This window comes from Bdellovibrionales bacterium (genome assembly GCA_041662785.1).
GTDB lineage: Bacteria > Pseudomonadota > Alphaproteobacteria > UBA9219 > UBA9219 > UBA8914.
Genome location: JBAZRW010000004.1, coordinates 135,399 through 161,326, shown reverse-complemented (window position 1 = coordinate 161,326; position 25,928 = coordinate 135,399). Strand labels below are relative to the sequence as shown.

The following is a 25,928-nucleotide window of genomic DNA, read 5'->3' as shown; positions in this document are numbered from 1 at the left end:
ACACCGTCATCCCCGCGAAAGCGGGGATCCCGTTTTCTATTTTTGTAAATCTTTCCCCATATCCCTCCATGTCGGATTGAACTTTTCAATGCTTTGTTTTTTCCAGTCTCTATTCCACTTTTTAATGCACTTTTCTCTTGCAATGGCTTCCGTGGCCGACGGGTATTCCTCATAATACACAAGCTGCTTAAGACCATATTTTTTTGTAAAGCCCTTATAGATACATTCACGATGTTCCCACACACGCCGCGCAAGATCATTTGTAACACCTGTATAAAGCGTCCCATAAGGCTTGTCCGTAACGATATAGACCCAAAAACGTTTTTCCATTCCCTTTCCTTTATGAAAGAAGAAAACAAACGGGATCCCCGCTTTCGCGGGGATGACGTATGGGGTTGCCGAAAGACCTTCATCTCTCCCCTCCCGCAGCCCGTATCCGCGCTTCCATCAAGGGGCGGAAGTGGCGGATCAAACCCTGCACCGGCCACGCGGCGGCATCGCCAAGGGCGCAAATCGTCTTGCCTTCGATTTCCTTAGTGACGTCCCACAGCGTGTCGATTTCCGAAAGCGTCGCGTCGCCACGCACCATGCGGTCCATCATCCGCGCCATCCAGCCCGTCCCCTCGCGGCACGGCGTACACTGCCCGCAGCTTTCATGCATGTAAAAACGCGACAGCCGCGCAATCGCCGCGATGATGTCCGTGGACTTATCCATCACGATCACACCCGCCGATCCAAGCGCCGATCCAACCTCACGCAGCCCATCATAATCCATCAGCGCCTTTTCCGAGAGGTCCTTGGTCAACAAGGGAACCGACGAGCCCCCGGGAATAATGGCCAGCAGATTATCCCAGCCGCCGCGCACGCCACCCGCATGTTTCTCAATCAGCTCGCGCAACGGGATCCCCATTTCCTCTTCAACATTACACGGCGTGTTCACATGCCCCGAAATACAGAACAACTTCGTGCCGCTGTTTTTGGGACGACCAAGCCCCGCATACCAAGCGCCGCCGCGCCGCAAAATTGCACCCACCGACGCAATCGTCTCCACATTGTTGATCGTGGTAGGACAGCCATAAAGCCCCGCGTTCGCCGGAAAAGGCGGCTTGTTGCGAGGTTGCCCCTTTTTGCCTTCAAGGCTTTCCAGCAAAGCGCTTTCCTCGCCGCACACATACGCACCCGCGCCGCGATGAAGGACAATGTCGCAATCCCATCCGCTGCCAGCCGCATTTTTGCCGATCAGGCTCGCCGCATAAGCTTCATCCAGCGCGGCTTGCATATGCCGCGCTTCATTCACAAACTCGCCGCGAATATAGATATAAACGCTGTGCGCATGAATCGCCGCCGCCGCCAGCAAAGCGCCCTCAATCAACCGATGCGGATCAAAGCGTAGAATATCCCGATCCTTACAAGTGCCAGGCTCACTTTCATCGGCGTTCACCACCAGATAATGCGGCTTCTCAGAAGGCTTGGGCATAAACGACCATTTAAGCCCCGTGGCAAAGCCCGCGCCGCCGCGCCCGCGAAGTCCAGACGCCTTCACTTCATCAATAATCCACGCACTGCCCTTTTGAATAAGCGCCGCCGTCCCATCCCACACGCCGCGCTGCCTCGCGCCGCCCAACGTCCACGGCTCTTGCCCATACAGGTTCGTGAAGATGCGGTCTTGATCAGCTAGCATACCTCACTCCCCCTTCCCACACGCGCATGATCCGCAGCAACCGGTTTGAGAGCCGACCTTAGGCTGCCGTCCAGCCGCAAGGTCATCCAGAATCCTCATCACGCTATCGGGCGACAAATCTTCGTACATATCATCATTAATCTGCATCACGGGCGCATTGACGCACGCGCCAAGGCACTCCACTTCCTTAATCGTAAAGAGGCCATCGGGAGTCGTCTCCCCCGCCTTGATACCAAGGCGCGTTTCGCACGTTCGCGCAATGTCCTCGCCGCCCTTCAACCAACAAGGCGTCGTGCGACAAAGCTGGATCAAATACTTGCCGACAGGCTCCAGATTAAACATCGTGTAAAAACTCGCGACCTCAAACGCCTTGACCTCTGCCACGCTAAGTAGCCCCGCCACATAGACGATGGCGGCAGAAGGTAGCCACCCGCCATGCTGACGCTGCGCCATATCCAGTAAAGGCAACATCGCGCTAGCCTGCTTTCCGGCAGGATACTTGGCGATAACCTTCCTCGCCTCGGCCTCGTTCTCAGGCGTAAAGAAAAAGCTTTTGGGCTGCGCGTTGTTCATGGGCTTACATCATCCATAGCAATGATATGTTGGGATGGCTTTGATGGAGCCACTTTTACTTCTTCACTGCCTTGCTTGTTCACTCCAATTTCTTTCAGTCCTTCTTTGGGCACGGCCAAGAAGCGATACTTAAATTTATTTAGCAGAAAACCAACCGTAACAAAGCAGTTATCAAGGGGTCCCCCAAGCATTTTCGCAGAAACCATGAATGACCCCGTCCCCTCTTTTTCGTATTTCTTCCCAACAATAATTTTACTCGCGTCCTTTATGCGGCTCTGTAAATCATCGCGAAAAAGATAAGAACCGAAAACAACGGGATCATCCAGACTCAGGTCTATGCAACACCCCTGATCAACGGTTAAATCTTGCGCTAAAACAAGAATATCCGCAGCGCTAGTACACGAACTTACATTTTTTAAATAGGATCCAGCTTTTAATTCTTCTTCACTAAGTCCAATGACATATCTAAGTCTGGATAACACTTGGGCGTCTTGTTCTTCGTTAAAGGAAAAACTCAAAGGATTATTAAAATTCGTTAAGGACGATTCCATTTGTACGATGCCCGCAACGACATAGTTTCTGCCGTAATCATTAATCTTGTCCCCAAGCTCGATATGCTGCTCTAAACTCATTTTATCTCTCCACTCTTCGTTAAATGTTTCACCGATCTATCTCCCCGAACACGATATCAAGACTGCCAATAATCGCGACGACATCGGCCAGCATATGTTGCTTCGACAAAAGCGGAAGCAGCTGCAAATGGGCGAAGCTAGGCGGCCTAATCTTGCAGCGATAAGGCTTGTTTGTGCCATTGGCCACCAGATACACGCCAAATTCGCCCTTCGGCGCTTCAATGGCCGTATAGGTTGCGCCTTCTGGCACATGATAGCCCTCGCTCGCCAACTTAAAGTGATGGATCAACGCTTCCATCGACTTTTCAATAGCCTCACGCTCTGGCATAGCGACCTTGTAATCATCCACCATCACGCGGCCCGTGGGCATCCTCGCGATGCACTGGCGCATGATCCGCACCGACTGGCGCATCTCGGCCATCCTTACCAAATACCGTGCATAGCAATCGCCCGTTGTTCCAACGGGAATATCAAAATCATAGGCCTCATAGCCATCATAAGGCTGCGCCTTGCGCAAATCCCACGCCACGCCACTGGCACGCAGCATAGGACCCGATGCGCCCCACGCCAGCGCGTCGTCTTTCGACAGAATACCGATATCCACGGTGCGCTGCTTAAAGATCCTGTTGTTTGTCAGCAGCGTTTCCAGATCATCAAGGAACGTAATAAACGGATCGCAAAACGCTTCGATATCCTCCAACAGCCCGTCCGGCAGATCACGCGCCACGCCGCCAGCGCGAATGTAATTGGCGTGCATCCGTGCGCCGCTGACGCGCTCATAAAAGCCCATCAGCTTTTCGCGTTCCTCAAAGCCCCACAGCGCGGGCGTGATCGCGCCAAGGTCAAGCGCGAACGTCGTGACCGCCAGAATATGATTCAAAAGCCGCGTGATTTCCGCGAACATCACACGGATAACCTGCGCCCTCTCTGGCGGCGTGATGCCCAAAAGCCGCTCAATCGCCAACGAAAAGCACTGCTCGCCCGCCATCGGCGCAACATAATCCAAACGGTCAAAATAAGGCAAAGCCTGCGCGTACGTCTTATGCTCGATCAGCTTTTCCGTCCCACGATGCAAAAGCCCGATATGCGGATCGGCCCGCTCCACCACTTCGCCGTCCATCTCCAAGATCAAGCGCAACACGCCGTGCGCGGCGGGATGCTGCGGCCCTAAATTGATCGTGAACGGCGCACCCTCGCGGCCATCCTTATCACGCACCAGAACTTGGACGGGTTCAGTCATCTTTGCCTCCCCGTTTCTGCACATCGGTCAGGCCTTGCCAAGGCGAGAGCGCATCAAAGGCGCGGTAGTCCTGTTGCAGCGTTACGGGCTGGCTCACCACGCAGCAATGCAAATCGTCATAGACTTTTTCCTCAAACCCCATCAAAGGGAAATCGCGGCGCAGCGGATGACCTTCAAAATCATAATCCGTCAAAATTCGCCGCAAGTCCGGATGGCCGTCGAACGTAATGCCCAATAAATCGAACGTCTCGCGCTCCATCCATCCGGCAGAGGGATAAACGCTGACCACGGAAGGCAGGCGCTCATCCGTCTGCACGATCACGGTAAGCCGCCAGTTATGGCTTAAACTCAGCAGCTGATAGACCACATCAAAGCGAGGCCGCCGCGCAACATAATCCACGCCGCCTACATCCATCAGCTGATGCATCGCTGTGCGCGGATCATCGCGAAGCGCCAGCAGGGAATCCACCAACCGTTTACGCGGAACAATAACTGTCAGCTCATCGCGCTCACTGCGCGCGTGCTCCAGACTCTCGCCCAGCACCGCGTGCACCGCATCGGCTAAGGATGGAGGAAAAAGGTCACTCATCCCGTCCCCGCCTTTCTGCGCTTTGGCGGCGATCAATCATGGTGGGTCTGCCCGCCTGCCTGATCTTGCGATGCAGCTGCAAAAGCCCATACACCAACGCCTCGGCGCTAGGCGGACAACCCGGAATATAAATATCCACAGGCACGATGCGGTCGCACCCGCGCACCACCGCATACGAATAGTGATAATACCCGCCGCCGTTCGCGCAGCTTCCCATCGAGATCACCCACCTTGGCTCTGGCATCTGGTCGTAAAGCTGACGCAAAGCAGGCGCCATCTTGTTGGTCAGCGTGCCGGCCACGATCATCACATCGGACTGCCTTGGACTGGGGCGAGGCATCATGCCAAAACGATCCAAATCATAGCGGCTCATATACGCATGGATCATCTCGATCCCGCAGCATGCAAGGCCAAACGTCATGGGCCACATCGAACCCGTCCGCGCCCACGCCATCAGATCGTCCAACTTGGCCAGCATAAAGCCTTTGTTTTGCACTTCGTTGCCAATAAGCCGCGCCGAAGCCTCCATCCGCTCGCGCAGGGCCTCATCATCGGGAAGAATAAAATCAGGTGGCAATGTTAATCCCATTCGAGCGCCCCCTTCTTCCATTCGTATATAAAGCCAACCGTTAGCACGCCAAGAAAAGCCATCATCGAGCCGAAACCCAGCCAGCCGATATCACTCAGGACAATCGCCCACGGAAAGAGGAAGGCAATTTCCAGATCAAAAATGATAAACAAAATGGCGATCAGGTAAAAACGCACATCAAACTTCGCCCGCGCATCGCCAAAGGGCGGGAAGCCGCATTCATAAGTCTCATTTTTATGCTTATCAGGATGATGCTTGGCCAACAAAAACGACAACGCCACCGCTGCCAACGCGACAAAAAGCGCGATGGCCATAAAGACGGCAATCGGAGCGTAATTGACTAAAAAGGAATCGGCCATAAGGGATGTCCGTCACAAGGAGAAGTGATGTCCAACATCCACTGATTAGACCAGAAAATCAAGGACACGATAGCATAAACAACGGCAAGAAAGGTGGTTCACACGGCAAATAGAAAGCCACACACGCCATCCTTTTTCTGTCGCCGCACCTCTGGTTAGAACATATTTTAGGCGCTAGCCTCTAACCAGCCATTAACTGATTTTGAACAAGGATCTGGTGGAACCGCTGCGAATCATGCGCTTGCTCCGCCATCTTGTCCAAATCAACGCCCCACTTTGTCTGAAAAGGATCCGATGGCTGCCCGACAACAGGAAAAAGGGCAATTTTATCGTGTTCCCCACCCGTCCGCACATCTTTAACCATTGTGGCTCGAAAAACCGTTTTAAAGGCAGAAGCGCCGTTACCCTTTAAAAGGGAGAGCCCTTCACGCGCTAAAACCTTCAAAGTGAGCAAGCTTGGCTCATTATCCAAATCTCGCTTCACCACAACTCTGTAATTCGAGAGATTAGCAAAAAATTGGTGAGGCTCCGGCCATATATGCGCTTCACAGGTCAATAGAGGCTCTCCTTTTTCAGAGAGCGTATTAAGCTTCACAGGTTTCTGGCTTAAAGCCAAGAATGCTGCCGCTTCAAAAAAATCAAAAATTTTCTGTTCGGTTTGATCCGCCATATGGCGACGAATAACTATGGGCTTTTGATTTACTGTCGCTTGAACGCCGTTCTTATCCGTTCCTGAAATCATAATGATCCTCCTTCATAAATAGGGGTCTGTTAAACCGTTCTCCAACCACCTTAGCAGCGCCCTCTTATGGACATAGCTCCGCGTGGTATTGTCAATAGCACAAGACATTTCCCATGTCAAGGGTTTTTTCGCTCTTTATGATGTTTTTATCATTAACCATAAAGAAGCACCAACAACCATTTGCTCTAATTCAAATAGTTTCGCAAGAAAAAATCTTATCAAGGGGAGGAAGAGGGCTAAAAAGCCCAAAAGCCATAAAAATGGCGCGAGAGACGGGACTTGAACCCGCGACCTTCGGCGTGACAGGCCGACGCTCTAACCAACTGAGCTACTCCCGCATTAAAACGGCCTTCAAAAGACCCCTGTCTGTCACAACAGGCCGCAACCTTTAGGGCAAAAGCCCCCCTTCTGTCAACCATGGAAATCCATTATTTACAGGTTTTAGGGGGGAACTTAAGAAAAAACCCGCCCCCTTTATGAGGCCTGCCCCGCCAAGCCCTTATTGAACGCCGTTATCAAGGAAATGCTTAACATAGCGCTTGTCGGTTCCAAGGATATGGTCGGTCAACCAGCTCCGCAAGAAGACCATGACATCCTGACTAAGGACGGCCTGCCCGCTTTTGTACTTGGCCTGAACATCAAGAACTGTTTTCACCAGCTTTTCATGTTCGCGCTTATGCTGCGGCGTTTCCGCATAGTGCGTGCTCTCAAAAAATTTTTCCTCGTGCTTAAAGTGCGTGGCCGTGTAGTTAATCAATTCGTCAAGGATCGGCCCCATGACCTGCTTGGCTGTCCCCGCTCTAAAGCCCGCATAAAGCTCATTGAGCATATCCACAAGCCTTCTATGCTGCGCGTCAATGGAGGGGATGCCCAGCTTAAACTTATCAGTCCACTCCATCAAAAGCTCTTTTTTCTCTTCACGTATCTTCGTCAAAAAGCCCACCACTTCGGCTTGCAGCGTTTCGGCGTTCTTCGCAAGATCGGTTGACGCGATGAGGACCTGCTCGGCCGCGGCCCCTGTCGTTGAAGCCGCCTCAGTCACCGCCGAAATGCTTTGAGAAACCTCACGCGTGCTAGAGGCTGCCTGCTGCACATTTTGCGCAATCTCGCGCGTGGCCTCGCCCTGCTGCTCAACGGATTCCTGAATCGTGGACGAGATTTCTTGCACTTGCTCGATAATGCCTTCGATATGCTTGATGGCGTCCACGGCACGCTTGGTGTTTGCCTGTACGCTATTGATTTGCGCACTAATTTCTTCCGTCGCCTTTGACGTTTGGTTGGCCAGATTTTTTACCTCGCCCGCCACAACGGCAAACCCCTTGCCCGCCTCACCCGCGCGGGCCGCTTCAATCGTCGCGTTGAGCGCAAGCAGGTTTGTTTGGCTGGCAATATCATTAATAAGCTGCACAACGCCGCCAATCTTGTCCGTGGCAGCTACAAGCTCTTGCACAAGGGCCGTCGTTTGCTGCGTTTCCTCAGCCGCCGTTTTAGAAATCGACGCGGCGTGGCCGACTTGATTGGTAATCTCGCCAATGGATGCACTTAACTCCTCAGCCGCCGAAGCCACCGTTTGCACATTGTCTGTTGCCTGTGTCGAGGCCTCCCCGACATGCGCCGCTTCCTGCGCTGATTGTTGCGCTGTTTCCGACATGCTTTGCGCCGTGGCTTGCATCTGGGTGGAAGACGACGATACAACGCGCACAACCCCCATCACACTGGCCTCAAACGCATCGGCCATCTCTTTGATTTCTTTTTTGCGCTGCTCGGCGGACTTGACGGACGCCTGTTCCTGATCGTGGCGCAGCTCGGCAACTTGCTTGGCATTATTTTTAAAAACCTCGACAGCGCGCGCCATCTCGCCCGTCTCGTCATGGCTTTCTAGTCCGGGCACATCGACCGTCAAATCGCCTGCGGCTAACTTGTCCATCACGCTTGTAATCGCTTTAATGGGATTAACGATGCTCCGCGAGGTCAACCACCACAACAAAGCCCCCACCAAAAGGCTCAGCACGCCAATAATGTAAGTCCACTTGTTCAAACTTTCGATCCGCTCCATCGCCGACGTGGCGCGGCCAGACGCCACCGCGCCATAGGACTGGGCAAGAGCTAGGTTTGTTTCGTCAATCTTGGCCACCGTGGTGGCAATCGCAGAAATGCGTGCCGCGACTTCGGGATCCCCCAGCGCCTCGTTACGACCCTTACTGTTTTTCAGCTTCTCGACTTCGCTTTCATATTCCGTCAATAAATCGCGTGACTTTTGGAGTTTTTCTTTTCTTTGGGGATCAACCGTCGCGGTAAGGAGGGAATCAAGAACGTCTTTTGTCTCTTTCAACGCTTCCGTTGCTCCTTGACTGCGCTCAACCTCTCCAGAGGCCAGATAAGCCCAAATGTTCATGCGCGCTTTATAAAGAGCCGCTTTTGCCACATTCATTTGGTTTTCATTTTTGCTCGTTCGGAGAGTAGCTTCCACCAAAGCCTGCGTGCCCTGCCCCTGATAAATCGTGTAACCATTCAACCCAGCGATCATCAAGTTGAGCAGACCAAAACTTAGCATCAGCCGCGCAGCAATTTTAAGGCGAGAAAGCATGCGAAAACTCCACAGAAGCAAACAAGGGGAAGGCGGGACGAAGACAGGTTTTTGAACGCATGGGGAAACGAACCACTTAACCACACAAAAAATGTACCCACGCATGCTCAGTTCTGGCACGGAGCCTTTAACAAATTGTTAAGCATAAAGGCACTGAGCCATCACCTCCGCCGCAGGCATACCCCCTTCACGCATAGAACGCAGTGTTGCGGCGTTGTCGCGTTTGGCAAAGCGCTTGCCGTCTGCGCCAAGGATCAGCGGATGGTGGTGGTGTTCCGGCGTCGGAAGCCCCAGCAAAGCCTGCAACAAGCGATGGAGGTCCGTGGAATCTTTTAAATCCGCCCCTCGTGTGACCAGCGTTATGCCTTGCAAGGCATCATCGACGACAACGCTCAAGTGATAGCTGGCCTTCACATCGCGCCGCGCCAAAACGACATCGCCAAAGCGCTCTGGCTGCGCGATCACCTCCCCCGCGCCGCGATCATGCCAACGCAAAGCGCCCCCGCCTTTCTCTTTCACGTGCGCCAAGGCCTTTTGCATATCCAACCGCCAAACGGGGGCACGAAGCGCCGCCTTCTCCTCTTGCTGCGCAAGGGTCAAAGCGCGGCATGTTCCGGCATAGACAACCTCCCCCGCCTCATCGCCCTCTTGCGGCGCGTGGCCAGACGCGGCGGCCTCGGCCTCCACCTCCGTCCGCGTGCAATAACAGGGATACAGCAAACCCATCGCCTTCAACGTGTCCAGCGCAGCGGCATAATCCGCCATATGCTCGGACTGGCGGCGCACGGGGGTCGGCCAGTCCATCCCCAGCCACCGCAGATCCTCATAAATCCCGTCGATAAAGGCAGGCTTGCAGCGCACAGGATCAATATCCTCAATCCGCAGCAAAAATCGCCCGCCCGCTTCCACTGCCGCGCGATAGGCGAACAAGGCCGAGGCCGCGTGACCCACATGCAGCGCCCCCGTCGGGCTAGGCGCAAACCGCGTGATGATCATGAAAGACCAACCTTTTTGTCGTTATCTCTCTTATTGTTAATGCTGTTAACGAACAAAGGCAATTGCGAATCCGCGCAAAAACGGGCAGATTGGCGACGACTTTTGATGAAAGGATTCTTGCCCCATGGCCGCACCACTTGATGACATCACGATTGCCCGCAACACCAAGCTTTCCCCCATCGAGGAAATTGGCGCGAAGGTCGGCCTTGCGGCTTCATCGCTGTATCGCTATGGCCCCTATAAAGCCAAGATCGATATGGAGACGATCACTGGCATTGCGGCCAAACCACCTACCGGCAAGCTGATCCTTGTCACGGCCATCAGCCCCACGACGGCGGGCGAAGGCAAGACAACGACCACCATCGGCCTTGGCGATGCGCTGACGCAGCGCGGCAAGAAGACCCTCATTTGCCTACGCGAGCCTTCTCTTGGCCCCTGTTTTGGCATGAAGGGCGGCGCGACGGGTGGCGGCAAGGCGCAAGTCGCCCCGATGGATGAGATTAACCTGCACTTCACGGGCGATTTCCACGCCATCACCTCGGCCAACAATCTGCTGGCCGCGATGCTGGACAACCATATTTACTGGGGCAATGCGCTGGGCATCGATCCCTCTAAAATCACATGGCGGCGCGTGATGGACATGAACGACCGCGCCCTTCGCCAAATCGTCGTAGGGCTTGGCAATAACGGCCAAGTGCGCGAGGACGGCTTTGATATTTCGGTGGCGTCCGAGGTCATGGCCATCTTCTGCCTTGCCCGCACCTATCAGGATTTGGAAGAGCGCCTAGGCAATATCATCCTTGGCCAAAAGTTCGACAAAAGCTTTGTCCGCGCCCGCGATATCATGGCCGCGCCTGCGATGACGGCTCTCCTTCGCGATGCGTTTCAGCCCAACCTTGTGCAAACACTAGAGGGCACGCCCACGTTGATCCACGGCGGCCCTTTTGCCAACATTGCGCATGGCTGCAATTCCGTCGTGGCGACAGAAACCGCGCTGCGGCTGGCTGACTTTGTGGTGACCGAGGCGGGCTTTGGCGCGGATTTGGGCGCTGAAAAGTTCCTCAACATAAAATGCCGCCAAGCGGGCTTATCACCCGCAGCCGTCGTCGTCGTGGCCACCGTCCGCGCCCTGAAGATGCACGGTGGCATCGCGAAAGACCAACTGGCCGCCGAGAATGTGGAGGCCGTTCGCGCAGGCCTTGGCAACATGATCCGCCATGTCGAAAACGTGCAGAAGTTCGGCGTGCCCGCGCTTGTCGCCATCAACCAATTCACCAGCGACACGCAAGCCGAGATGAACGTCATTCACGAAGCCTGCGCCAAGATCGGCGTCTCCGCCCATTTCTGCAACCATTGGGCAGAAGGCGGCGCGGGCGCTTTGACGCTGGCCGACGAAGTTGCAACGGTCGCGACCTCTGGCAAGGCGACGTTCAAGACGCTCTATCCGAATGAGATGAAACTCGCCGATAAGATCCGCACCGTGGCAAAGGAGATTTATCGCGCCGACGATATCGACCTTGCCCCCGCCGCTGCGCGCAAGCTGGAGCTATTCGAAAAGGAAGGCTACGGCCATCTGCCCGTTTGCATGGCGAAAACACAGTACAGCTTTACCGCCGATCCCACGCGCTTTGGCGCGCCCAATGGGCATATCACGCCCGTGCGCGACGTTCGCCTATCGGCGGGCGCGGGCTTTGTCGTGGCGCTGTGCGGTGAGATTATGACGATGCCGGGGCTTTCACGCACCCCCGCCGCCCATAAAATTCACGTCAATAAGGACGGCCAGATTGACGGGTTGTTTTAAAGGCTCTCCTCTCGTCATCCCAAGACATTTTCTCTTCGACCCGAAGGGGCGAAAGAAAATGGACGTGGGATCCAGTTTCTTTTTGGACTGGTGAAGAAAACAAACCAAATTCCGGCTCGCACCCCACGCCTGCGGCGCGGCGCTTGGCCGGAATGACGGGGGGGCAGGATGACAGCAAGAAAAAAAGAGGGAAGGCTTTTCAGCCTCCCCTCTTTTTATAAAAAGCCAAACGCTATGATTTTTAAAGCCTGTTCAAGATCGCGTTCCGGCTAAGGATTTTGGATTCTTTTCGAGAACCGCAGCGCAAGCGTACGTTTAAGTACGTGCGCAGCGGAAGCGCAGAAAAGGAACCAAAAGCCAACGCCGGAACCGAGATCATGACAGGCTTTACGCGAATTCGCGAACCTGCTGCTCCATAAACGCCTTCAGCTTTTCTTCGGTCTCCGGCTTGATCTGCTTGTCTGCCTTGATAGCGGCAAGGATCGCCGCGCCGTGGCTGCGCATAGCAATCAGCAAGCTTTGCTCAAACCGTGCAATATCATCGACCTTGATGGTATCCAGATAACCCTTAACCCCAGAGTAAATGGACACAACCTGCTCTTCAATCGGCATAGGGCGATACTGGGGCTGCTTCAACAGCTCGGTTAGGCGTTGACCACGGCTAAGCAACTGCTTGGTCGTCGCGTCAAGATCGGAGGCGAACTGCGAGAACGATTCCATCTCACGGAACTGGGCCAGATCAAGCTTGATCGAACCCGCGACTTGCTTCATCGCCTTAATCTGCGCGGCCGAGCCGACGCGGCTGACCGACAGACCGACGTTAATAGCGGGACGCACGCCCTTATAGAACAAGGCGGTTTCAAGAAAAATCTGACCATCCGTGATTGAAATCACGTTGGTGGGGATGTAGGCCGACACATCGCCAGCCTGCGTTTCGATGATCGGCAGAGCGGTCAACGAGCCGCCGCCCAGCGTATCGTTCATCTTCGCCGCGCGTTCTAACAAGCGCGAGTGAAGATAGAACACGTCGCCCGGATAAGCCTCACGACCGGGAGGGCGACGGAGAAGCAAGGACATCTGACGATAGGCCACCGCTTGCTTGGACAAATCATCATACACGATCACGGCATGCTGGCCGTTGTCGCGGAAGAACTCGCCCATCGCGCAACCCGTATAGGGCGCAATGAATTGCAGCGGCGCAGGCTCAGACGCCGTGGCCGCAACCACGATGGAGTATTCCATCGCGCCCGCGTCTTCCAGCGTCTTGACAATCTGCGCAACGGTTGAGCGCTTTTGCCCAATGGCGACATAGATGCAGTGCAGCTTCTTCTTATCGTCGCTGCTGTCGTTGATGACTTTTTGATTGATAAAGGTGTCGATGGCCACAGCCGTCTTACCCGTTTGACGATCACCGATAATCAGCTCGCGCTGACCACGACCGACGGGAACCAAGGAATCGATGGCCTTCAGGCCCGTTTGCATCGGCTCGCTGACCGACTGACGGGGAATAATGCCCGGCGCCTTGACTTCCATACGCGTCATCTTGACGTTTTTAAGAGGCCCCTTGCCATCGATGGGATTGCCGAGCGCGTCCACAACGCGACCCAAAAGGCCTGCGCCCACGGGAACTTCCACAATCGCATCGGTGCGCTTGACCACATCGCCCTCACGGATCGAACGGTCATCGCCGAAAATAACAGCGCCGACGCAATCGGTCTCAAGATTGAGCGCCATACCCTTAACGCCGTTTTGAAACTCAACCATTTCACCGGCACGAACATTGTTAAGGCCATAGATCAAGGCCACACCGTCACCGATTGACAGAACCTGTCCCACTTCGGCCATTTCGGTTTCAAGACCGAGCGACGAAATCTGCTGTTTTAGAACCGAAGAAATCTCTGATGCGCGAATATCCATAACTACGCTGCCTCCTGTTGCGATTTAAGCCGGCGCTCCAAACGCGCCAGTTTTCCTTGAAGAGATGCGTCGATCAAACGCGAACCAATTTTAACCGTCATGCCGCCGATCAATGCGGCATCTTCCTCAATCACCAGACGAACCGAGCCGCCCGTCATGCGGCCCAATTGAGCCGCTAGTTGCGCTTCCTGCGCGGATGTTATCTTTTGGGCGACCGTCACCACGGCAACTTGCTCGCGGCGCATGTCGGCCAGCCTATTTTTAAAAATCTCAATAATCAGGCTGAGATAGGCAAGGCGACGGCCGCGTGCGATCTGCCTTAAGAAAGCGGCCGTCAACGCATGAAAGTGCGAACCTTCAATGATGTTCTTAACAGCCGTTTGAATGGCGTGGTGAGGCAAGCGCGGGTGGGTCGCCATCACATGAAAAAGAGGGTTGGAGTCAATGGCTTCTTGCAAGGCGCGCAAATCGGCTTCAACAGGCTCCATCACGCCTTGTTCCTGAGCCAATTCAAACACCGCCGCCGCGTAGCGACGCGCCAAAACAGCTTGCTCTCCGGCTATAATCTTGGGCAGGTCTGATGAGGGCACGATTCGTCTCCAAAAAGCTCGATTCCTTGGGTCACGAGGGGGAGATAGCAGAGGTTAAGCGGCGGCGCAAGCGGGCAATCGGGAAAAAGGGTTCAAAGGCGGGTTCCGCCTGCCTTTTTGATCTTTTTATACACAGGACAGGCGGGCTTATGCGCGCCCTCCAGATAGCCAAGGCTCATCAAAAACTCACCGGTAATCTCGCCACCCGTAAACTGAAGGGTCTTTTTGAACAATTTGACCCAATCGGCCTTGGGTTGAGGGTGGAAGGCATCCAGCCAGCAGGCAAAGCCCCCATATTCCTTGCGTATGTTTAAAACGGCCGCCGCATTGGCCACAATAGCCTCGATCTTGCGACGATTGCGAATGATCCCCTCATCGGCCAAAAGCCTTTGGATATCTGCCTCGCCATAGGCTGCAACCGTGGCCACCCTATACCCGTCAAAAGCCTTATTCAGCGCCCCCCGTTTTTTCAAAACGATTTCCCATGACAGCCCAGCCTGCATAATCTCTAGCGCCAAGCGCTCGAACAGCACGCGCTCATCACGGGACGGGAAGCCATATTCCGTATCGTGATACGGCCCATGCAGCGGGTGACCCTTGGCCATCTCGCAGTAATCGACCATCGTGCCCCTCCCCTAAAACCCTGCGCGGAGCCAAGCGCAAAGATGGCGCGTCAGGCGCGTTTCGTTCATCGTGTAAAAATGAAAGTGCGTGACACCATGTTCCACCAACCTTGTAATCTGGTGAGAAAGGACGTTCATCGCCAGCAAATCATGGTCAAGGCTTCCCGCCGCAACAGCATCGAACATCGTGTGCAAAAACGCGGGGATTGACGCGTTGCAGCGCTGAGCCATCGCACAAGTGTGGGGGAAATCAAGGATGGGCAGCAAGCCCGGAATCAAAGGCACATGAATGCCGCGCTTTTCAACCTTATCGCGCCACCGCAAGAAAACTTCAGGATCAAAGAAAAACTGCGTGAGCACCGCGTCCGCACCCGCATCGACCTTGTGCTTCAAATGATCAAGATCGAACGATTCCGATGGCGATTCAGGGTGCGTTTCGGGATAACCCGCAACATAAACCAGCCGGTCGGGATGATTGCGTTTCAGCGCCGCGACAAAGTCATACGTCATGGCATAGCCATCAGGGTGCGGCGTGTAGGGCGCACCGTGGCCGAACATATCGCCCCGCAGCGCAACGAAGTGGGAAACGCCGTCGGCAACCCTTTCTTCAACAATAGCATCAACCTCGGCGCGGGATCGTCCAGCGCAGGTGACATGCGCCACCACAGGCACATCGGTGTGTTGACGCAGCCTCGCAATAACGGCACGGACATTCATATCCTCGTCCACCCCGCCCGCTGCCCCAAACGTGAGCGTGATCGCCGCCGGTTTAGTCGCTGCATAGGCATCGACGGTTTGCAAAAGATGATCCACCCCTTGCGCCGTTTTGGGCGGGTAAACCTCTAGCGAAAAAGAAATATCGGACGGGATAAAACGCTCGCTCATGCGCCTCCGTATTTGCCGCGCAAAGCCTTGGCCGCCACCACCATCCGGCTAAGGGACAGACGCGTTTCCGGCCAGTCGCGTGTTTTAAGGCCGCAATCGGGATTAATCCAGACCTGCCACGGCTCCAGCCTTTCGCACGCTTTATCGATAAGAGTCACGATTTCTTGTTCGGGAGGAACACGCGGGCTGTGGATGTCATAAACGCCCGGCCCGATTTGGTTGGGATAGTGAAAGCTTACAAACGCATCCAGCAATTCCATTTGCGAGCGGCTGGTTTCAATCGACAGAACATCGGCGTCCAAATCCTTGATCGAGGCGATGATGTTGTTGAAATCGGAATAACACATATGTGTGTGAATCTGCGTCTCGTCACGCACGCCCGATGAAACAAGCCGGAAAGCCTGAACCGCCCACGCGAAATAAGCGCCCCATGCGCTGCGCCGCAGCGGCATGCCTTCGCGGAAGGCGGGTTCATCAATCTGGATGACCTTAAGGCCCGCCGCCTCTAGCTCTAACACCTCATCTTGCAACGCCAAGGCAATCTGGTGAGCGGTTTCGCTGCGCGGCTGATCGTCGCGCACAAACGACCATTGCGTGATCGTCAAGGGGCCCGTGAGCATGCCTTTAACAGGCTTGGGGGTCAGGCTTTGCGCATAGCGCGAAAGCTCAACCGTCATGGGCGCAGAACGCAAAACGTCGCCGTAAATAAGGGGCGGCTTCACCATGCGCGTGCCATAGGATTGCACCCACCCGTGCTGGGTAAAAGCGAAGCCTTTTAATTTGGAGGCAAAGAATTCAACCATGTCGTTGCGCTCAAACTCACCATGCACCAAAACGTCTAGCCCCGCGCTTTCTTGAAACTTGATGCAGCTGGCAATTTGTTCTTTGACAAACTGGTCATAGACCTCTTTCGAGATCGTCCCCGCATGAAAGGCCGCCCTTTTCTTCCGCACCTCCGCCGTTTGGGGAAAGGATCCAATGGTTGTCGTCGGGAACAAGGGAAGCGCCAAAGCTTTTTTCTGTGCTTCACACCGCTGCGCGAAAGGCGAGGCCCGCCCCGCGCCTGCCAAAGGTTGCTCAACCATACGTTCACGCACGGCAGGCTCATGGAGTGCCTCCGCAGCCTTACGGTTCTCAATCGCTTGCGAACTCGCGACCAAGGCCGAGGCGATGACCTCACGCCCTTCGTTCAACCCACGCGTGAGCGTCGCGATTTCTTCCATTTTTTGACACGCAAAAGCCAGCCACTTTCGCAACGTAGAGGGAAGCTCTTTTTCGCTGTCCACATCATAAGGCACATGAAGGAGCGAACAAGAAGAGGTCACCCAAAGCCGGTTGTTTCCGATCTTCATGGCGGCCCGTTCCAAAAGCTGGAGCGACGCTTCAAGATTATTGCGCCAGACATTGCGTCCATTCACCACGCCAAGAGCCAAGATCATGGAAGGCGGAAGCGCCGCCAAAACAGCGTCCACCTGATCCGCGCCGCGCACCGCATCAATATGCAAGGCATCAATCGGCAAAGACATTGTCGTTTCAAGATTATCCCCAAGACTTCCAAAAGGAGTTGTCACAAACAGCTTGAGCGACGAGGCGGCGCGGAGCGCTGCATAGGCCGTGGCATAAGCCGCCCGTGCGCGATCATCCAAATCGGTAACCAAAAACGGCTCATCCAGTTGAACCCACCCCGCCCCTTCCGCTTCCAGTTGGGTCAACAAATCAGCATAGGCCACAAGAAGCGAATCCAAATGATCCAAAGGCGCGCCGCCCTCACGGTCCTTGCCCAGCAAGAGATAGCTAACGGGGCCGATCAAGACAGGGCGCGTTTCAACGCCAGCTTCCTTCGCCTCGCGATACTCCCTAAAAAGCTTGTCGCAGGAGACCTTAAACTTCTGCCCCTTTTCAAACTCAGGCACAATATAATGATAGTTCGTGTCGAACCATTTCGTCATTTCGGCGGCAGGCACATCAACGCCCCCGCGCTGCGCACCCCGCGCCACCGCAAAATAGGTTTTAAAATCCACCTTCCCACCGACCCAGCCATAGCGCACAGGAACAACGCCCAGCAGAGCGGACATATCCAAAACTTGGTCATAAAAAGAAAAATCGCCAGAGATTAAACACTCGATCCCTGCCTCTTTTTGCATGGCACGATGCGCGGCGCGAAGCTCTGCGCCGACTTGATGCAGCCCCTCGTCCGAGATTTCGTCGCGCCAATAACGCTCTGTCGCGAATTTCAGCTCACGGTAGCCACCAATACGTGGAAAACCGATGATCGTTGATTTGGCCATGTTTCTGCCTCGCTGTTATTTTGCGTCTTCCTCCGTTTTAGAAAAAAAGTATGAAAATGAAGATAACATGGGTCGAAGAACGCAACTGTATGCGGTCTCAATAGGTTATAGCCGCCCCAAACAGGGGGGCCACCGCCTTAATAATCCACACTGACAAAATAAAGGCCTTCGGATGGGGCGGTCGGGCCGCCCTTGGCGCGGTCATTAGCGGCAAAAGCGGTGGCGAATTCGTCCAACGTCCAGCGCCCCGTTCCTACCTTAGCCAACGTACCGACCATATTGCGCACCTGATGATACAAAAAAGATCGCGCCTTCACGTCAAAAAAGAAATTGTCTTCGACCTGCGTGATGTCCAAAACATCCAAGGTGCGCACGGGCGAGGTCGCCTGACACCGCTGGGCACGAAAGGTTGAGAAATCATGCGTCCCGATCAACAACGCCGCCGCCTTCTGCATCGGCTCTAAGGCCAAGGGACGCACAACATGCCACGCCTTGCCTTCCATCAGCGCCAAAGGCGCGGGGCGATTGATAATCTGATAGCGATAGCGCCGCGAGAGAGCCGAAAACCGCGCATGGAATTCAGGCGGCGCTTTTTCTGCCTTCACAACCACAACGCGATGGGGCCGCGCATGAAAATTGATCCCACCGCTGACCTCTACCGCCGCAACTTCTTTCTCCAGATCAAAATGTGCGACTTGTGCCAGCGCATGCACGCCCGCATCGGTGCGTCCCGCGACATGCAGCCTGACGGTTTCTCCGGAAAAAGCATGGATCGCCGTTTCAATAACGGCCTGCACCGTCACATCCTCGGTTTGCCTTTGCCAACCGCAAAACCCCGCACCGTCATATTCCACCGTTATTTTCCAGCGCGTCGTCATAGGAACCTTGTCCCCTTGGCAAGCCGCAGACCACGCAGCACCTCTGCGCCGCTGGCGGGCTTCTTGCCCTCGCGCTGTACCGTCTCAAGCCGCAAGGCTCCGCCACCGCCGCACGCCACCGTCATTTGCTCATCAAGAAGCGTGCCTGCCGCGCCGTTGAGGTCGGGAAGAAAAGACGCTTTGAGCACTTTAATCTTTTCCGCGCCGCACAGGAAATAGCTGCTGGGCCAAGGATGAAACGCCCGCACCTGCCGCGCCAAGTCTTGAGCGGGTTTTGTCCAGTCGATCCGACCTTCTTCGCGGGAAAGCTTGGCAGCATAAGTCACGCCTTCGGAGGGCTGCGGCGTAGCAAACAATGTCCCTGCGCTGGCCGCCTCTAGCGCCTCAACAATCATCCGCGCCCCCATGGCCGCCATGTCATCGTGCAGGCTTTGTGCCGTTGTTTCTTCCGTGATCGGCAAGGATTCCTTCATCAGCATCGGCCCTGTGTCCAGCCCCACGTCCATCTGCATGATCGTGATGCCTGTTTCCTCATCCCCCGCCAACAAAGCGCGATGGATGGGGGCCGCGCCGCGCCAACGCGGCAATAGAGAGCCATGAATGTTCAGGCAGCCCCTAGGCGGAATATCCAAGACGGCCTGCGGCAGGATAAGGCCATAAGCCGCGACCACGATCACATCGGGCTTGAGCGCCGCCAGCGCCGCTTGCTCGACCGGATCGCGCAACATCGCAGGTGTGCGCACGTCAAGGCCCAAGGCCTCGGCCACCTCATGCACGGGCGTTTTATGAACGGTCTGCCCGCGTCCCGCTGGCTTAGGTGGCTGGCAATAGACGGCGGCAAGAACGTGACCAGCCCCCTGCAGCGCTTGCAGCGCTGGCACGGCAAAGTCGGGCGTTCCCATAAAAACGATACGAAGCTTGGGCATAAAAAAGCCCCCCTTAAAACGGTTTCCCGTCGCCCATCGCGCGGCGAAGTTTTTCAATCTTCTTCATGATCATCCCGCGCTTAAGCGCCGAGATATGATCCACAAATAAAATGCCGTCCAGATGGTCAATCTCGTGCTGGATACACTGGCTAAACAATTCCTGCGCCTCAATCTCGCGCGCCGCGCCCGTTTCATCCTGATAGCGCACACGGATCGCCTTGGGGCGCGTCACGTTTGCATATAAATCCGCCGACGATTCCGAAGAACAAGGCCGCACCGACAGGCAGCCTTCGCGGTAAGTGAACGTCTCGTCGCTTGCCCACAGGATTTCGGGGTTCGCCATCAACAAAGCCTCACGGCCATCGCGACTGTCCGATACGTCCACCACGATCACGCGGCTCAAAACGCCGACCTGATTGGCGGCAAGACCAATGCCATCATCGGCGTACATTGTCTCTAGCATATCCTTCATCAGCTTGACCGTCACGGCATCCACGGCAGCGACAGGCAAAGCCTTTTCACGCAGCACAGGGTCGGGAACGGTTCTCACAGTTAGTTTGGTCATCATCGTTATCCTTTTTCGCCACTGGCCGAAATCTTTTTAGGCGGCGGCTCCACAACGATCAAACGCGGCTCACGCTCAATCACCGCGGGCGCTTCAATTTCTTTTTCGCTGGAGCCCGCGCCAAAAACGGACAGCTGCCGCGCCTTGGTCAGCACGTTCTTTTCCAACGAGCGAACGGTCTTGTTGTACACCTCGACCGCGCCGCCCAGCTTCGAGCCTACGGCATCCATTTGCTCGGCAAACAAGCCCAAGGCCGCATGAAGGGCGCGGCCCAGATCGGCCACCTCGCGCACATTTTGGTGCATCGCCTCTTGCCGCCAGCCATAGGCCACGGTGCGCAACAACGCAATCAACGTCATGGGCGTGGCCAAAACGACTTGGTTGGCCGCGCTGTATTCCATCAAGTCGGGATCACCATCTAACGCGGCGGACAGGAAATGCTCGCCGGGCAAAAACAAAACAACGAATTCGGGCGTGCCCTCAATCTTGTCCCAGTAAGCCTTGTTGCTTAGGCGCTTGATATGGTCTTTTAGCTGCCGCGCATGTTGGCGGATCGCGCCCGCGCGTGCGCCCTCATCGCCCGATTGCACAAAATCCAAGTACGCCGAAAGCGGCACTTTGCTGTCAATAATCACGCAGCGCTGACCTGGCAAAGCGACAATCACATCGGGACGGATGGCCGTGTCCTCGCCCGCCACCGTTTCCTGTGTCGTGAAATCGCGGGCATGGGCGGACATGCCCGTCATCTCTAAAAGGCGCTGGAGTTGAAGCTCCCCCCACCGGCCACGCCCCGTGGGCGCACGCAAAGCCTGCAACAGCTGGCTGGTTTCCTGACGCAACTGGATTTGCGTTTCACGAGACGCCGTCACCATTTCCGCCAGCTCACGATACGCGCCTTCGCGCTTGACCTCCATCGCCTGTAACTGCAAATCCACCTTGCGCAAGGTTTCCTGCACGGGCTTGATCATCGCATCAATCGCCACGGTCTTTTTATCAAGGGTCGCGCTGGCCGCTTGCTCACGCTGCGCCAGCTTGCCTTCCGCCAATTGCAAAAAGGCAGCACTGTTTTGGTGCAGCGTGTCGGCGGCCAAGGCTTTAAACGTGTCAATCAGGTCGCCCTGCGCCGCGCCGCGCCCACGCAGCAAGGCATAGGCCAGCGCACCGCCAAGGGCTGCGCCGCAAAGAAAAATCAAAATAGGAAAAAGTGACGCCATGGGCCCCGTCTTCCTAAGCGATAATGTCGGGAAGCAACTGACTTTCAAGACGAAGGATATCGTCTTTGAGCCCCAACTTTCGCTTCTTCAGCCGCGCCAATTGCACCATATCGGGAACCGACCGTTGCGCGAGAGCCAAAATGGCATCGTCAAGATCACGATGTTCGTCCTTAAGAAGCTCTAATCGTTCGAGGAGTTTATCTTGCTGGCTCATAAGTGTTTTCATACCTGACTGGAAAAGGAGCAGTATTATAGCAAAAAATCCGGCTCTGCGCCATGATTCCCTTTTTTCAGGGAGTCGCCGTTGCCGCGCTACCCTTGCAGCCCATCAGCCATAGATCATAAACAGGGTGTTCCATCGCCGACAAAGCGGGGCTAGAGGCAAACATCCAGCCTTTAAAAACGCCCGTTTCCGTCTGACCCGCCTTTATTTCGCTGACTTCCAGAAAAGCCGCCGATTCTGGCGTTTCATCGGGGGTCGTCTCGCGGCAGCTGTGCGCCGTGATGAAGAGCGTGCCGAATTTATAGGGCGTTTCCGTCTGGACGTTGATTTCCTCAACCCGCGCCGTCACCTTGTCCAAGACGCGCAAAACCGCAATGGGTTTTTCCACGCTGGGCGCAGCACAAGCCGACGCAAAAGGCATAACCAACGCCGCCATAATCCCGCCCAAGGCAAGCAAGCGCGTCCTCACGGGAGCGTCGGCTCAGCCGCTGCTGGCGCAGACGCTGCAGCAGGCGCAGGAGCCGCGGCAGGGGCGGGCGCTGAAGGCGCTGCTTCTGACTTTTTGCTGTAGATAAGCTGCCCGATCAAATCATCAAGACGCATCGGCGCTTGCGTGCGGGTTAGCTTGCCGCTGCCATCTTTCGGAACCATGGCATCATCGACACCAATCTCAAGCGACAAATACTTGCCACCCAAAAGGCTTTCGCTGGCCACCATCGCGATGGTGTCGGTCGGCAACTCCACGGAAGGCAAAAGGGTCATTTTCATATGTACAAGATACTGCGCTGGCCCCGGTTCGGTGATCAGCTTCATCTCGGCAATTGAGCCCACCTTCACGCCGTTGATCTTGACGTCGCCGCCCTCTTTCAGGCCATCCACCATCGGGAAATTCGCCGAAACGGTGTAGCCCTCGACCTTACGCAAATCCGCGCTGGAATAGGCAAAAACCAGAAAAAAACCGGCTACCACCAAAACAACGGCTCCCAGCACGGTTTCAATTGCATTGCGTCCCATAACCAACTCCTTCACTTCATTTTTGTTCACGCAGGCGGTTGCCACGCCTGATTATCACGATGACGGGGCAATGTCCCCTTTTTCAAAGAGAGCCCATACCCTGACGGAAAAGAAGCCACCACAGTGCCCGTCAGATTCGGATGGTGCTCCACGTCTTTACCATAACGGGTTCTCCCCACCTTCGGCAAGGGCTGATCGCACAGATGATGTAGCCAGACAAAAGCCTCTGGCGGAACCTTGGTCGCCTCAGGAGCGCCCGCGTACAAAACCCATCTTTTTTCAGTTGCCTTAGACCGCCACCTTGGTTTCTGCACAACATAATAACGGTTGTCATAGGCATCCGTAAAGGCCAGCCGTCCGAACAGCACTACCGTCAACTTCGTCCCGATCTGGGCGAGTTGTCTTATCCAAGAAAAGGCTTCGTTCATTTTATCCCATCATTCGTCCCCTTGCTTTTGCCATCCAATTCCTAAAAAAGGTGTGAACAACTTTTAACAAAGCCTGATCCCAAAAGGGTTTTATCAAGGTTTTGCCAAGGTCTTATGCAGCCACCCCCTGTGAGTATCTTTTTCTTTAAATTCACTATATTTTGTGTCATAAAATGGGCGCACCACATCATCTTGTGGATAACTTTGATTTCGCTGAAAAACAAAGGTTTCCCCCATGCACTTGGAACGACTTTTTACTACGGGCGCTCTCCTCCCTTGGAATGCCATGCATTTTGTCACGGCGGGCAGCGAGGCCGAGGTTCTTCGACCCTCCTTTCAAGTGCCTGCGACATGGAGCCTTGAAGCCGCGCAGTCTTTTCAGGAAGCCTTGCATTTATCGGCCCCCACCGCTCGGCGTGTGGTCGAGGAAAACACAATCCCCTCATGGCTATGGCAACGTCGCGCCAATGGTCACGCCTCGGCCCCCGAACGCTCGGTCATGGATGTTCTGAACCGCGTGGTAGGGGCCGCCACCTATCGTGGCTGGCAAAAAGGATTTTGGCCGGATGAAGAGGCAGCCTCCGTCTTCTATGACGAAACGCGAGCCGCCTTGCTCACGGGCCGCCTTGTTATCGCGCCGCGCGTATTGGCGATCCTTGGCCTTGATTGGGCCTATGGACAGCAAGCGGCGGGATCCTCCGCTACGCCTGCGCCAATGGCTCCGAATGCTCAAACGCTGATTGTGCAAAACGAAACCATCGACGCCCTGTTGCGCGGCGAGCAGCCGCACACACGCGAGAAATGGCAAAGCTTTTTCGAAAGCAGCCTAAGCCACGCCACGACCACGCTGGCCTTTACCGACACCATGGCGCAATGGGGATCAGGGCCAAGCGCCGTGGCAGCGCCCAGCGCGACGCTCAACCTACTGGCCTTCCGTCAAGATGATGGCGGGATCGATGCGGCAGGCCTTCGCCACGCGACCAAGCTGGCCGTCCTTTTGTGTGAGCTTTTCTATGACGAGATAGCCGTCACGGCCTCCGCCGAACGCCCCCTTGCGATCAACATGGGCAACCTTGCTGCGATGCTGATGAGCCTCGCCCTTCCCTATAACAGCGAGCCTGCGCGCAACACGGCGGCGGCCTTGGCGGCCATCGTCACGGCGGCGGCGGCTTCGACTTCGGCGCGGATCGCCCAAAAAGTCGGGAGCTGCGAGGCCTTTACCGCTGGTCGCGAGGCTACCCTTCGCGCCTTGGGCAACAGGCTGCGGGCGACCTTTAATGAAAAGACCGACTATGACCGCCTAGAGGTTCTGCCACAAACGATCCGCATCGATTCCGGCGCGGATCTGGTTTTGATCGCCACGGCGCGTTATGCCAGCGAGGAAGCCCTTCACCTTGTCCGGCAGCATGGCCTTCGGCATCTTCACCTTACCACGATCACGCCCGTCTCCGCCCTTGCGCCGTTGCTGGACAGCGCGAGCGCAGGCGTCATGGCCGAGGCCGCGTTGGCTTGCGATTATGCGCTTGGCGATGAGATATTTGAGCGCCGCGCCCGCCCCGCGCTGAGGATCGCACTGGAAACACTGGGCTATGCGCCAGAGGATCAAAAGGCGATCCTTGATCACATCACAGGCTATCGCACGCTGAAAGCCGCCCCCGCCATTAGCCTTACGGCGCTGGGTGATAAAGGCCTTCCCGATGAAGCGTTGGAGCGCATCGAAGCCGCCCTGCCTTTCGTGAACCATCTGCGCCTTGCGGTAACGCCTTGGGTGATCGGGTTAGAGCTTTGCCGCGCCAAGCTTGGCCTGAGCGATCAAGACCTTCACAATCCTGCCTTTGACATGCTGGGGCATCTGGGCTTTTCGGCGCAAGAAATCGACGCCGCGAACGCCTTTTGCTGCGGGCACGACACGGTGGATGCCGTGCTGGAACTTAAAGCCGAGCATCGCGCCCTCTTTGAAACAGCAGAGTCCATGCCACTTGACGCCACGCTGGCCATGGCAGCGGCAACGCAAAGTTTTATCACGGATGATGTCGCCTTGACGCTTGCCGTGCCCGCAACGCTAGAGGCAAAGGATCGCGCCACGCTCGTTCTAAAGGCTTGGGAGCTGGGTTTAAAAAGCCTGACGCTCACACGGCAAGCGCCCTCTATCAAAGCGCTTCATCAGGCGAAACGGGCGAGTCTGCCGACGGCGGCGCGGGTCATGAAGCGCAAGACGCCCAGCCTAAGCGCCACGCATCCCGTCCTGAGCCGCAAGAAACAGACAACGGTTGCCGCCAAGCCAAAGGCCAAAGCGACAGCCAGCGCGGTTAGCTTGCGCCGCAAGGCCTCCCCCCTGACGGGAAAAACCTTGCCGTCAAAACGGGGATAGACCTGCTTGAGGCTTAATAGGGAGCCGAGGAAGCGCCATTGGCAAAGAGGGCCGCTGAAAGAAAAAGAACTGCGCCAAAAAGCACAATAAAACGCGAGTCGAAGAGGGCCATTTTTATCTCCAATTTAAGTTAAATGCTTTGAAGTGTCATTCCCCTACCATACGCTTTACTTGTTAAGTTTCGGTATCGTAATGATTAAGAAAGCCTCTCGATCCG

Annotated in this window: 26 protein-coding genes and 1 tRNA gene; 2 read left to right on the top strand and 25 right to left on the bottom strand. The window is 55.5% G+C overall.

Annotation, left to right across the window (positions count from 1 at the left end):
• Nucleotides 1-36 precede the first annotated feature (36 nt).
• The 12 genes from WC612_05155 to gluQRS form a co-directional block, all read right to left on the bottom strand.
• A complete protein-coding gene (locus WC612_05155; protein MFA6280159.1) occupies nucleotides 37-330 on the bottom strand; it encodes a GIY-YIG nuclease family protein in 294 nt (97 codons plus the stop codon).
• 79 nt (nucleotides 331-409) lie between these two features.
• The gene (nuoF, locus tag WC612_05150; protein ID MFA6280158.1) at nucleotides 410-1,681 is read right to left on the bottom strand and encodes an NADH-quinone oxidoreductase subunit NuoF; all 1,272 of its coding nucleotides are present in this window, start codon (nucleotides 1,679-1,681) and stop codon (nucleotides 410-412) included.
• 3 nt (nucleotides 1,682-1,684) lie between these two features.
• Nucleotides 1,685-2,254 carry an NADH-quinone oxidoreductase subunit NuoE gene (nuoE, locus tag WC612_05145; protein MFA6280157.1) on the bottom strand — a complete coding sequence of 190 codons (570 nt, stop codon included), beginning with the start codon at nucleotides 2,252-2,254 and terminating at the stop codon, nucleotides 1,685-1,687.
• Nucleotides 2,251-2,886, bottom strand: a complete 636-nt coding sequence (locus WC612_05140; GenBank protein ID MFA6280156.1) for a hypothetical protein — start codon at nucleotides 2,884-2,886, stop codon at nucleotides 2,251-2,253. The genes nuoE and WC612_05140 overlap by 4 nt, the downstream gene beginning before the upstream one ends.
• Nucleotides 2,887-2,914: 28 nt before the next feature.
• On the bottom strand, nucleotides 2,915-4,126 hold the full coding sequence (locus WC612_05135; GenBank protein ID MFA6280155.1) for an NADH-quinone oxidoreductase subunit D: 1,212 nt from the start codon (nucleotides 4,124-4,126) through the stop codon (nucleotides 2,915-2,917).
• Entirely contained in the window at nucleotides 4,119-4,715 is a 597-nt protein-coding gene (locus WC612_05130) for an NADH-quinone oxidoreductase subunit C (protein ID MFA6280154.1), read from the bottom strand. Before WC612_05130 ends, WC612_05135 begins: the two co-directional genes overlap by 8 nt.
• The gene (locus WC612_05125) at nucleotides 4,708-5,304 is read right to left on the bottom strand and encodes an NADH-quinone oxidoreductase subunit B family protein (GenBank protein MFA6280153.1); all 597 of its coding nucleotides are present in this window, start codon (nucleotides 5,302-5,304) and stop codon (nucleotides 4,708-4,710) included. The genes WC612_05130 and WC612_05125 overlap by 8 nt, the downstream gene beginning before the upstream one ends.
• Nucleotides 5,295-5,663 carry an NADH-quinone oxidoreductase subunit A gene (locus tag WC612_05120; GenBank protein ID MFA6280152.1) on the bottom strand — a complete coding sequence of 123 codons (369 nt, stop codon included), beginning with the start codon at nucleotides 5,661-5,663 and terminating at the stop codon, nucleotides 5,295-5,297. The genes WC612_05125 and WC612_05120 overlap by 10 nt, the downstream gene beginning before the upstream one ends.
• 181 nt (nucleotides 5,664-5,844) lie before the next feature.
• The gene (locus WC612_05115; protein ID MFA6280151.1) at nucleotides 5,845-6,405 is read right to left on the bottom strand and encodes a hypothetical protein; all 561 of its coding nucleotides are present in this window, start codon (nucleotides 6,403-6,405) and stop codon (nucleotides 5,845-5,847) included.
• A 261-nt stretch (nucleotides 6,406-6,666) separates the two neighbouring features.
• Nucleotides 6,667-6,743, bottom strand: a tRNA-Asp gene (locus WC612_05110).
• A gap of 161 nt (nucleotides 6,744-6,904) precedes the next feature.
• On the bottom strand, nucleotides 6,905-8,992 hold the full coding sequence (locus tag WC612_05105; protein ID MFA6280150.1) for a bacteriohemerythrin: 2,088 nt from the start codon (nucleotides 8,990-8,992) through the stop codon (nucleotides 6,905-6,907).
• A 138-nt stretch (nucleotides 8,993-9,130) separates the two neighbouring features.
• Nucleotides 9,131-9,988, bottom strand: coding sequence for a tRNA glutamyl-Q(34) synthetase GluQRS (gluQRS, locus tag WC612_05100; protein ID MFA6280149.1), 858 nt, complete (start codon nucleotides 9,986-9,988; stop codon nucleotides 9,131-9,133).
• A gap of 124 nt (nucleotides 9,989-10,112) precedes the next feature.
• Between gluQRS and WC612_05095 the strand changes: the two genes are divergently transcribed.
• Nucleotides 10,113-11,789, top strand: a complete 1,677-nt coding sequence (locus WC612_05095) for a formate--tetrahydrofolate ligase (protein ID MFA6280148.1) — start codon at nucleotides 10,113-10,115, stop codon at nucleotides 11,787-11,789.
• Between the two features lie 387 nt (nucleotides 11,790-12,176).
• Here the strand turns inward: WC612_05095 and atpA are convergent, their stop codons facing one another.
• From atpA to WC612_05030, 13 genes are all read right to left on the bottom strand, one after another.
• A complete protein-coding gene (atpA, locus tag WC612_05090; GenBank protein ID MFA6280147.1) occupies nucleotides 12,177-13,706 on the bottom strand; it encodes a F0F1 ATP synthase subunit alpha in 1,530 nt (509 codons plus the stop codon).
• Between the two features lie 2 nt (nucleotides 13,707-13,708).
• Nucleotides 13,709-14,296 carry an ATP synthase F1 subunit delta gene (gene atpH / locus WC612_05085; GenBank protein MFA6280146.1) on the bottom strand — a complete coding sequence of 196 codons (588 nt, stop codon included), beginning with the start codon at nucleotides 14,294-14,296 and terminating at the stop codon, nucleotides 13,709-13,711.
• Between the two features lie 92 nt (nucleotides 14,297-14,388).
• The gene (locus tag WC612_05080; protein MFA6280145.1) at nucleotides 14,389-14,919 is read right to left on the bottom strand and encodes a DNA-3-methyladenine glycosylase I; all 531 of its coding nucleotides are present in this window, start codon (nucleotides 14,917-14,919) and stop codon (nucleotides 14,389-14,391) included.
• A 12-nt stretch (nucleotides 14,920-14,931) separates the two neighbouring features.
• Nucleotides 14,932-15,804, bottom strand: coding sequence for a methylenetetrahydrofolate reductase (locus WC612_05075; protein ID MFA6280144.1), 873 nt, complete (start codon nucleotides 15,802-15,804; stop codon nucleotides 14,932-14,934).
• A complete protein-coding gene (gene metE / locus WC612_05070) occupies nucleotides 15,801-18,092 on the bottom strand; it encodes a 5-methyltetrahydropteroyltriglutamate--homocysteine S-methyltransferase (GenBank protein ID MFA6280143.1) in 2,292 nt (763 codons plus the stop codon). The genes WC612_05075 and metE overlap by 4 nt, the downstream gene beginning before the upstream one ends.
• A gap of 137 nt (nucleotides 18,093-18,229) precedes the next feature.
• A complete protein-coding gene (gene truA / locus WC612_05065) occupies nucleotides 18,230-18,970 on the bottom strand; it encodes a tRNA pseudouridine(38-40) synthase TruA (GenBank protein MFA6280142.1) in 741 nt (246 codons plus the stop codon).
• The gene (gene fmt / locus WC612_05060) at nucleotides 18,967-19,896 is read right to left on the bottom strand and encodes a methionyl-tRNA formyltransferase (GenBank protein MFA6280141.1); all 930 of its coding nucleotides are present in this window, start codon (nucleotides 19,894-19,896) and stop codon (nucleotides 18,967-18,969) included. The genes truA and fmt overlap by 4 nt, the downstream gene beginning before the upstream one ends.
• Nucleotides 19,897-19,909: 13 nt before the next feature.
• Entirely contained in the window at nucleotides 19,910-20,461 is a 552-nt protein-coding gene (gene def / locus WC612_05055) for a peptide deformylase (GenBank protein ID MFA6280140.1), read from the bottom strand.
• 5 nt (nucleotides 20,462-20,466) lie between these two features.
• Nucleotides 20,467-21,675 (bottom strand): DNA recombination protein RmuC, encoded by a 1,209-nt coding sequence (locus tag WC612_05050; protein ID MFA6280139.1) that lies wholly within the window; start codon nucleotides 21,673-21,675, stop codon nucleotides 20,467-20,469.
• Between the two features lie 13 nt (nucleotides 21,676-21,688).
• A complete protein-coding gene (locus WC612_05045) occupies nucleotides 21,689-21,889 on the bottom strand; it encodes a DUF465 domain-containing protein (GenBank protein MFA6280138.1) in 201 nt (66 codons plus the stop codon).
• 76 nt (nucleotides 21,890-21,965) lie between these two features.
• Nucleotides 21,966-22,367, bottom strand: coding sequence for a DUF2155 domain-containing protein (locus tag WC612_05040; GenBank protein MFA6280137.1), 402 nt, complete (start codon nucleotides 22,365-22,367; stop codon nucleotides 21,966-21,968).
• Nucleotides 22,364-22,912, bottom strand: coding sequence for an MlaD family protein (locus WC612_05035; GenBank protein ID MFA6280136.1), 549 nt, complete (start codon nucleotides 22,910-22,912; stop codon nucleotides 22,364-22,366). Before WC612_05035 ends, WC612_05040 begins: the two co-directional genes overlap by 4 nt.
• 26 nt (nucleotides 22,913-22,938) lie before the next feature.
• Entirely contained in the window at nucleotides 22,939-23,340 is a 402-nt protein-coding gene (locus WC612_05030) for an NADH-ubiquinone oxidoreductase subunit NDUFA12 family protein (protein MFA6280135.1), read from the bottom strand.
• A 235-nt stretch (nucleotides 23,341-23,575) separates the two neighbouring features.
• On the opposite strand from WC612_05030, the gene WC612_05025 reads away from it, so the two are divergent.
• Nucleotides 23,576-25,711 (top strand): hypothetical protein, encoded by a 2,136-nt coding sequence (locus tag WC612_05025; GenBank protein ID MFA6280134.1) that lies wholly within the window; start codon nucleotides 23,576-23,578, stop codon nucleotides 25,709-25,711.
• Nucleotides 25,712-25,928 lie beyond the last annotated feature (217 nt).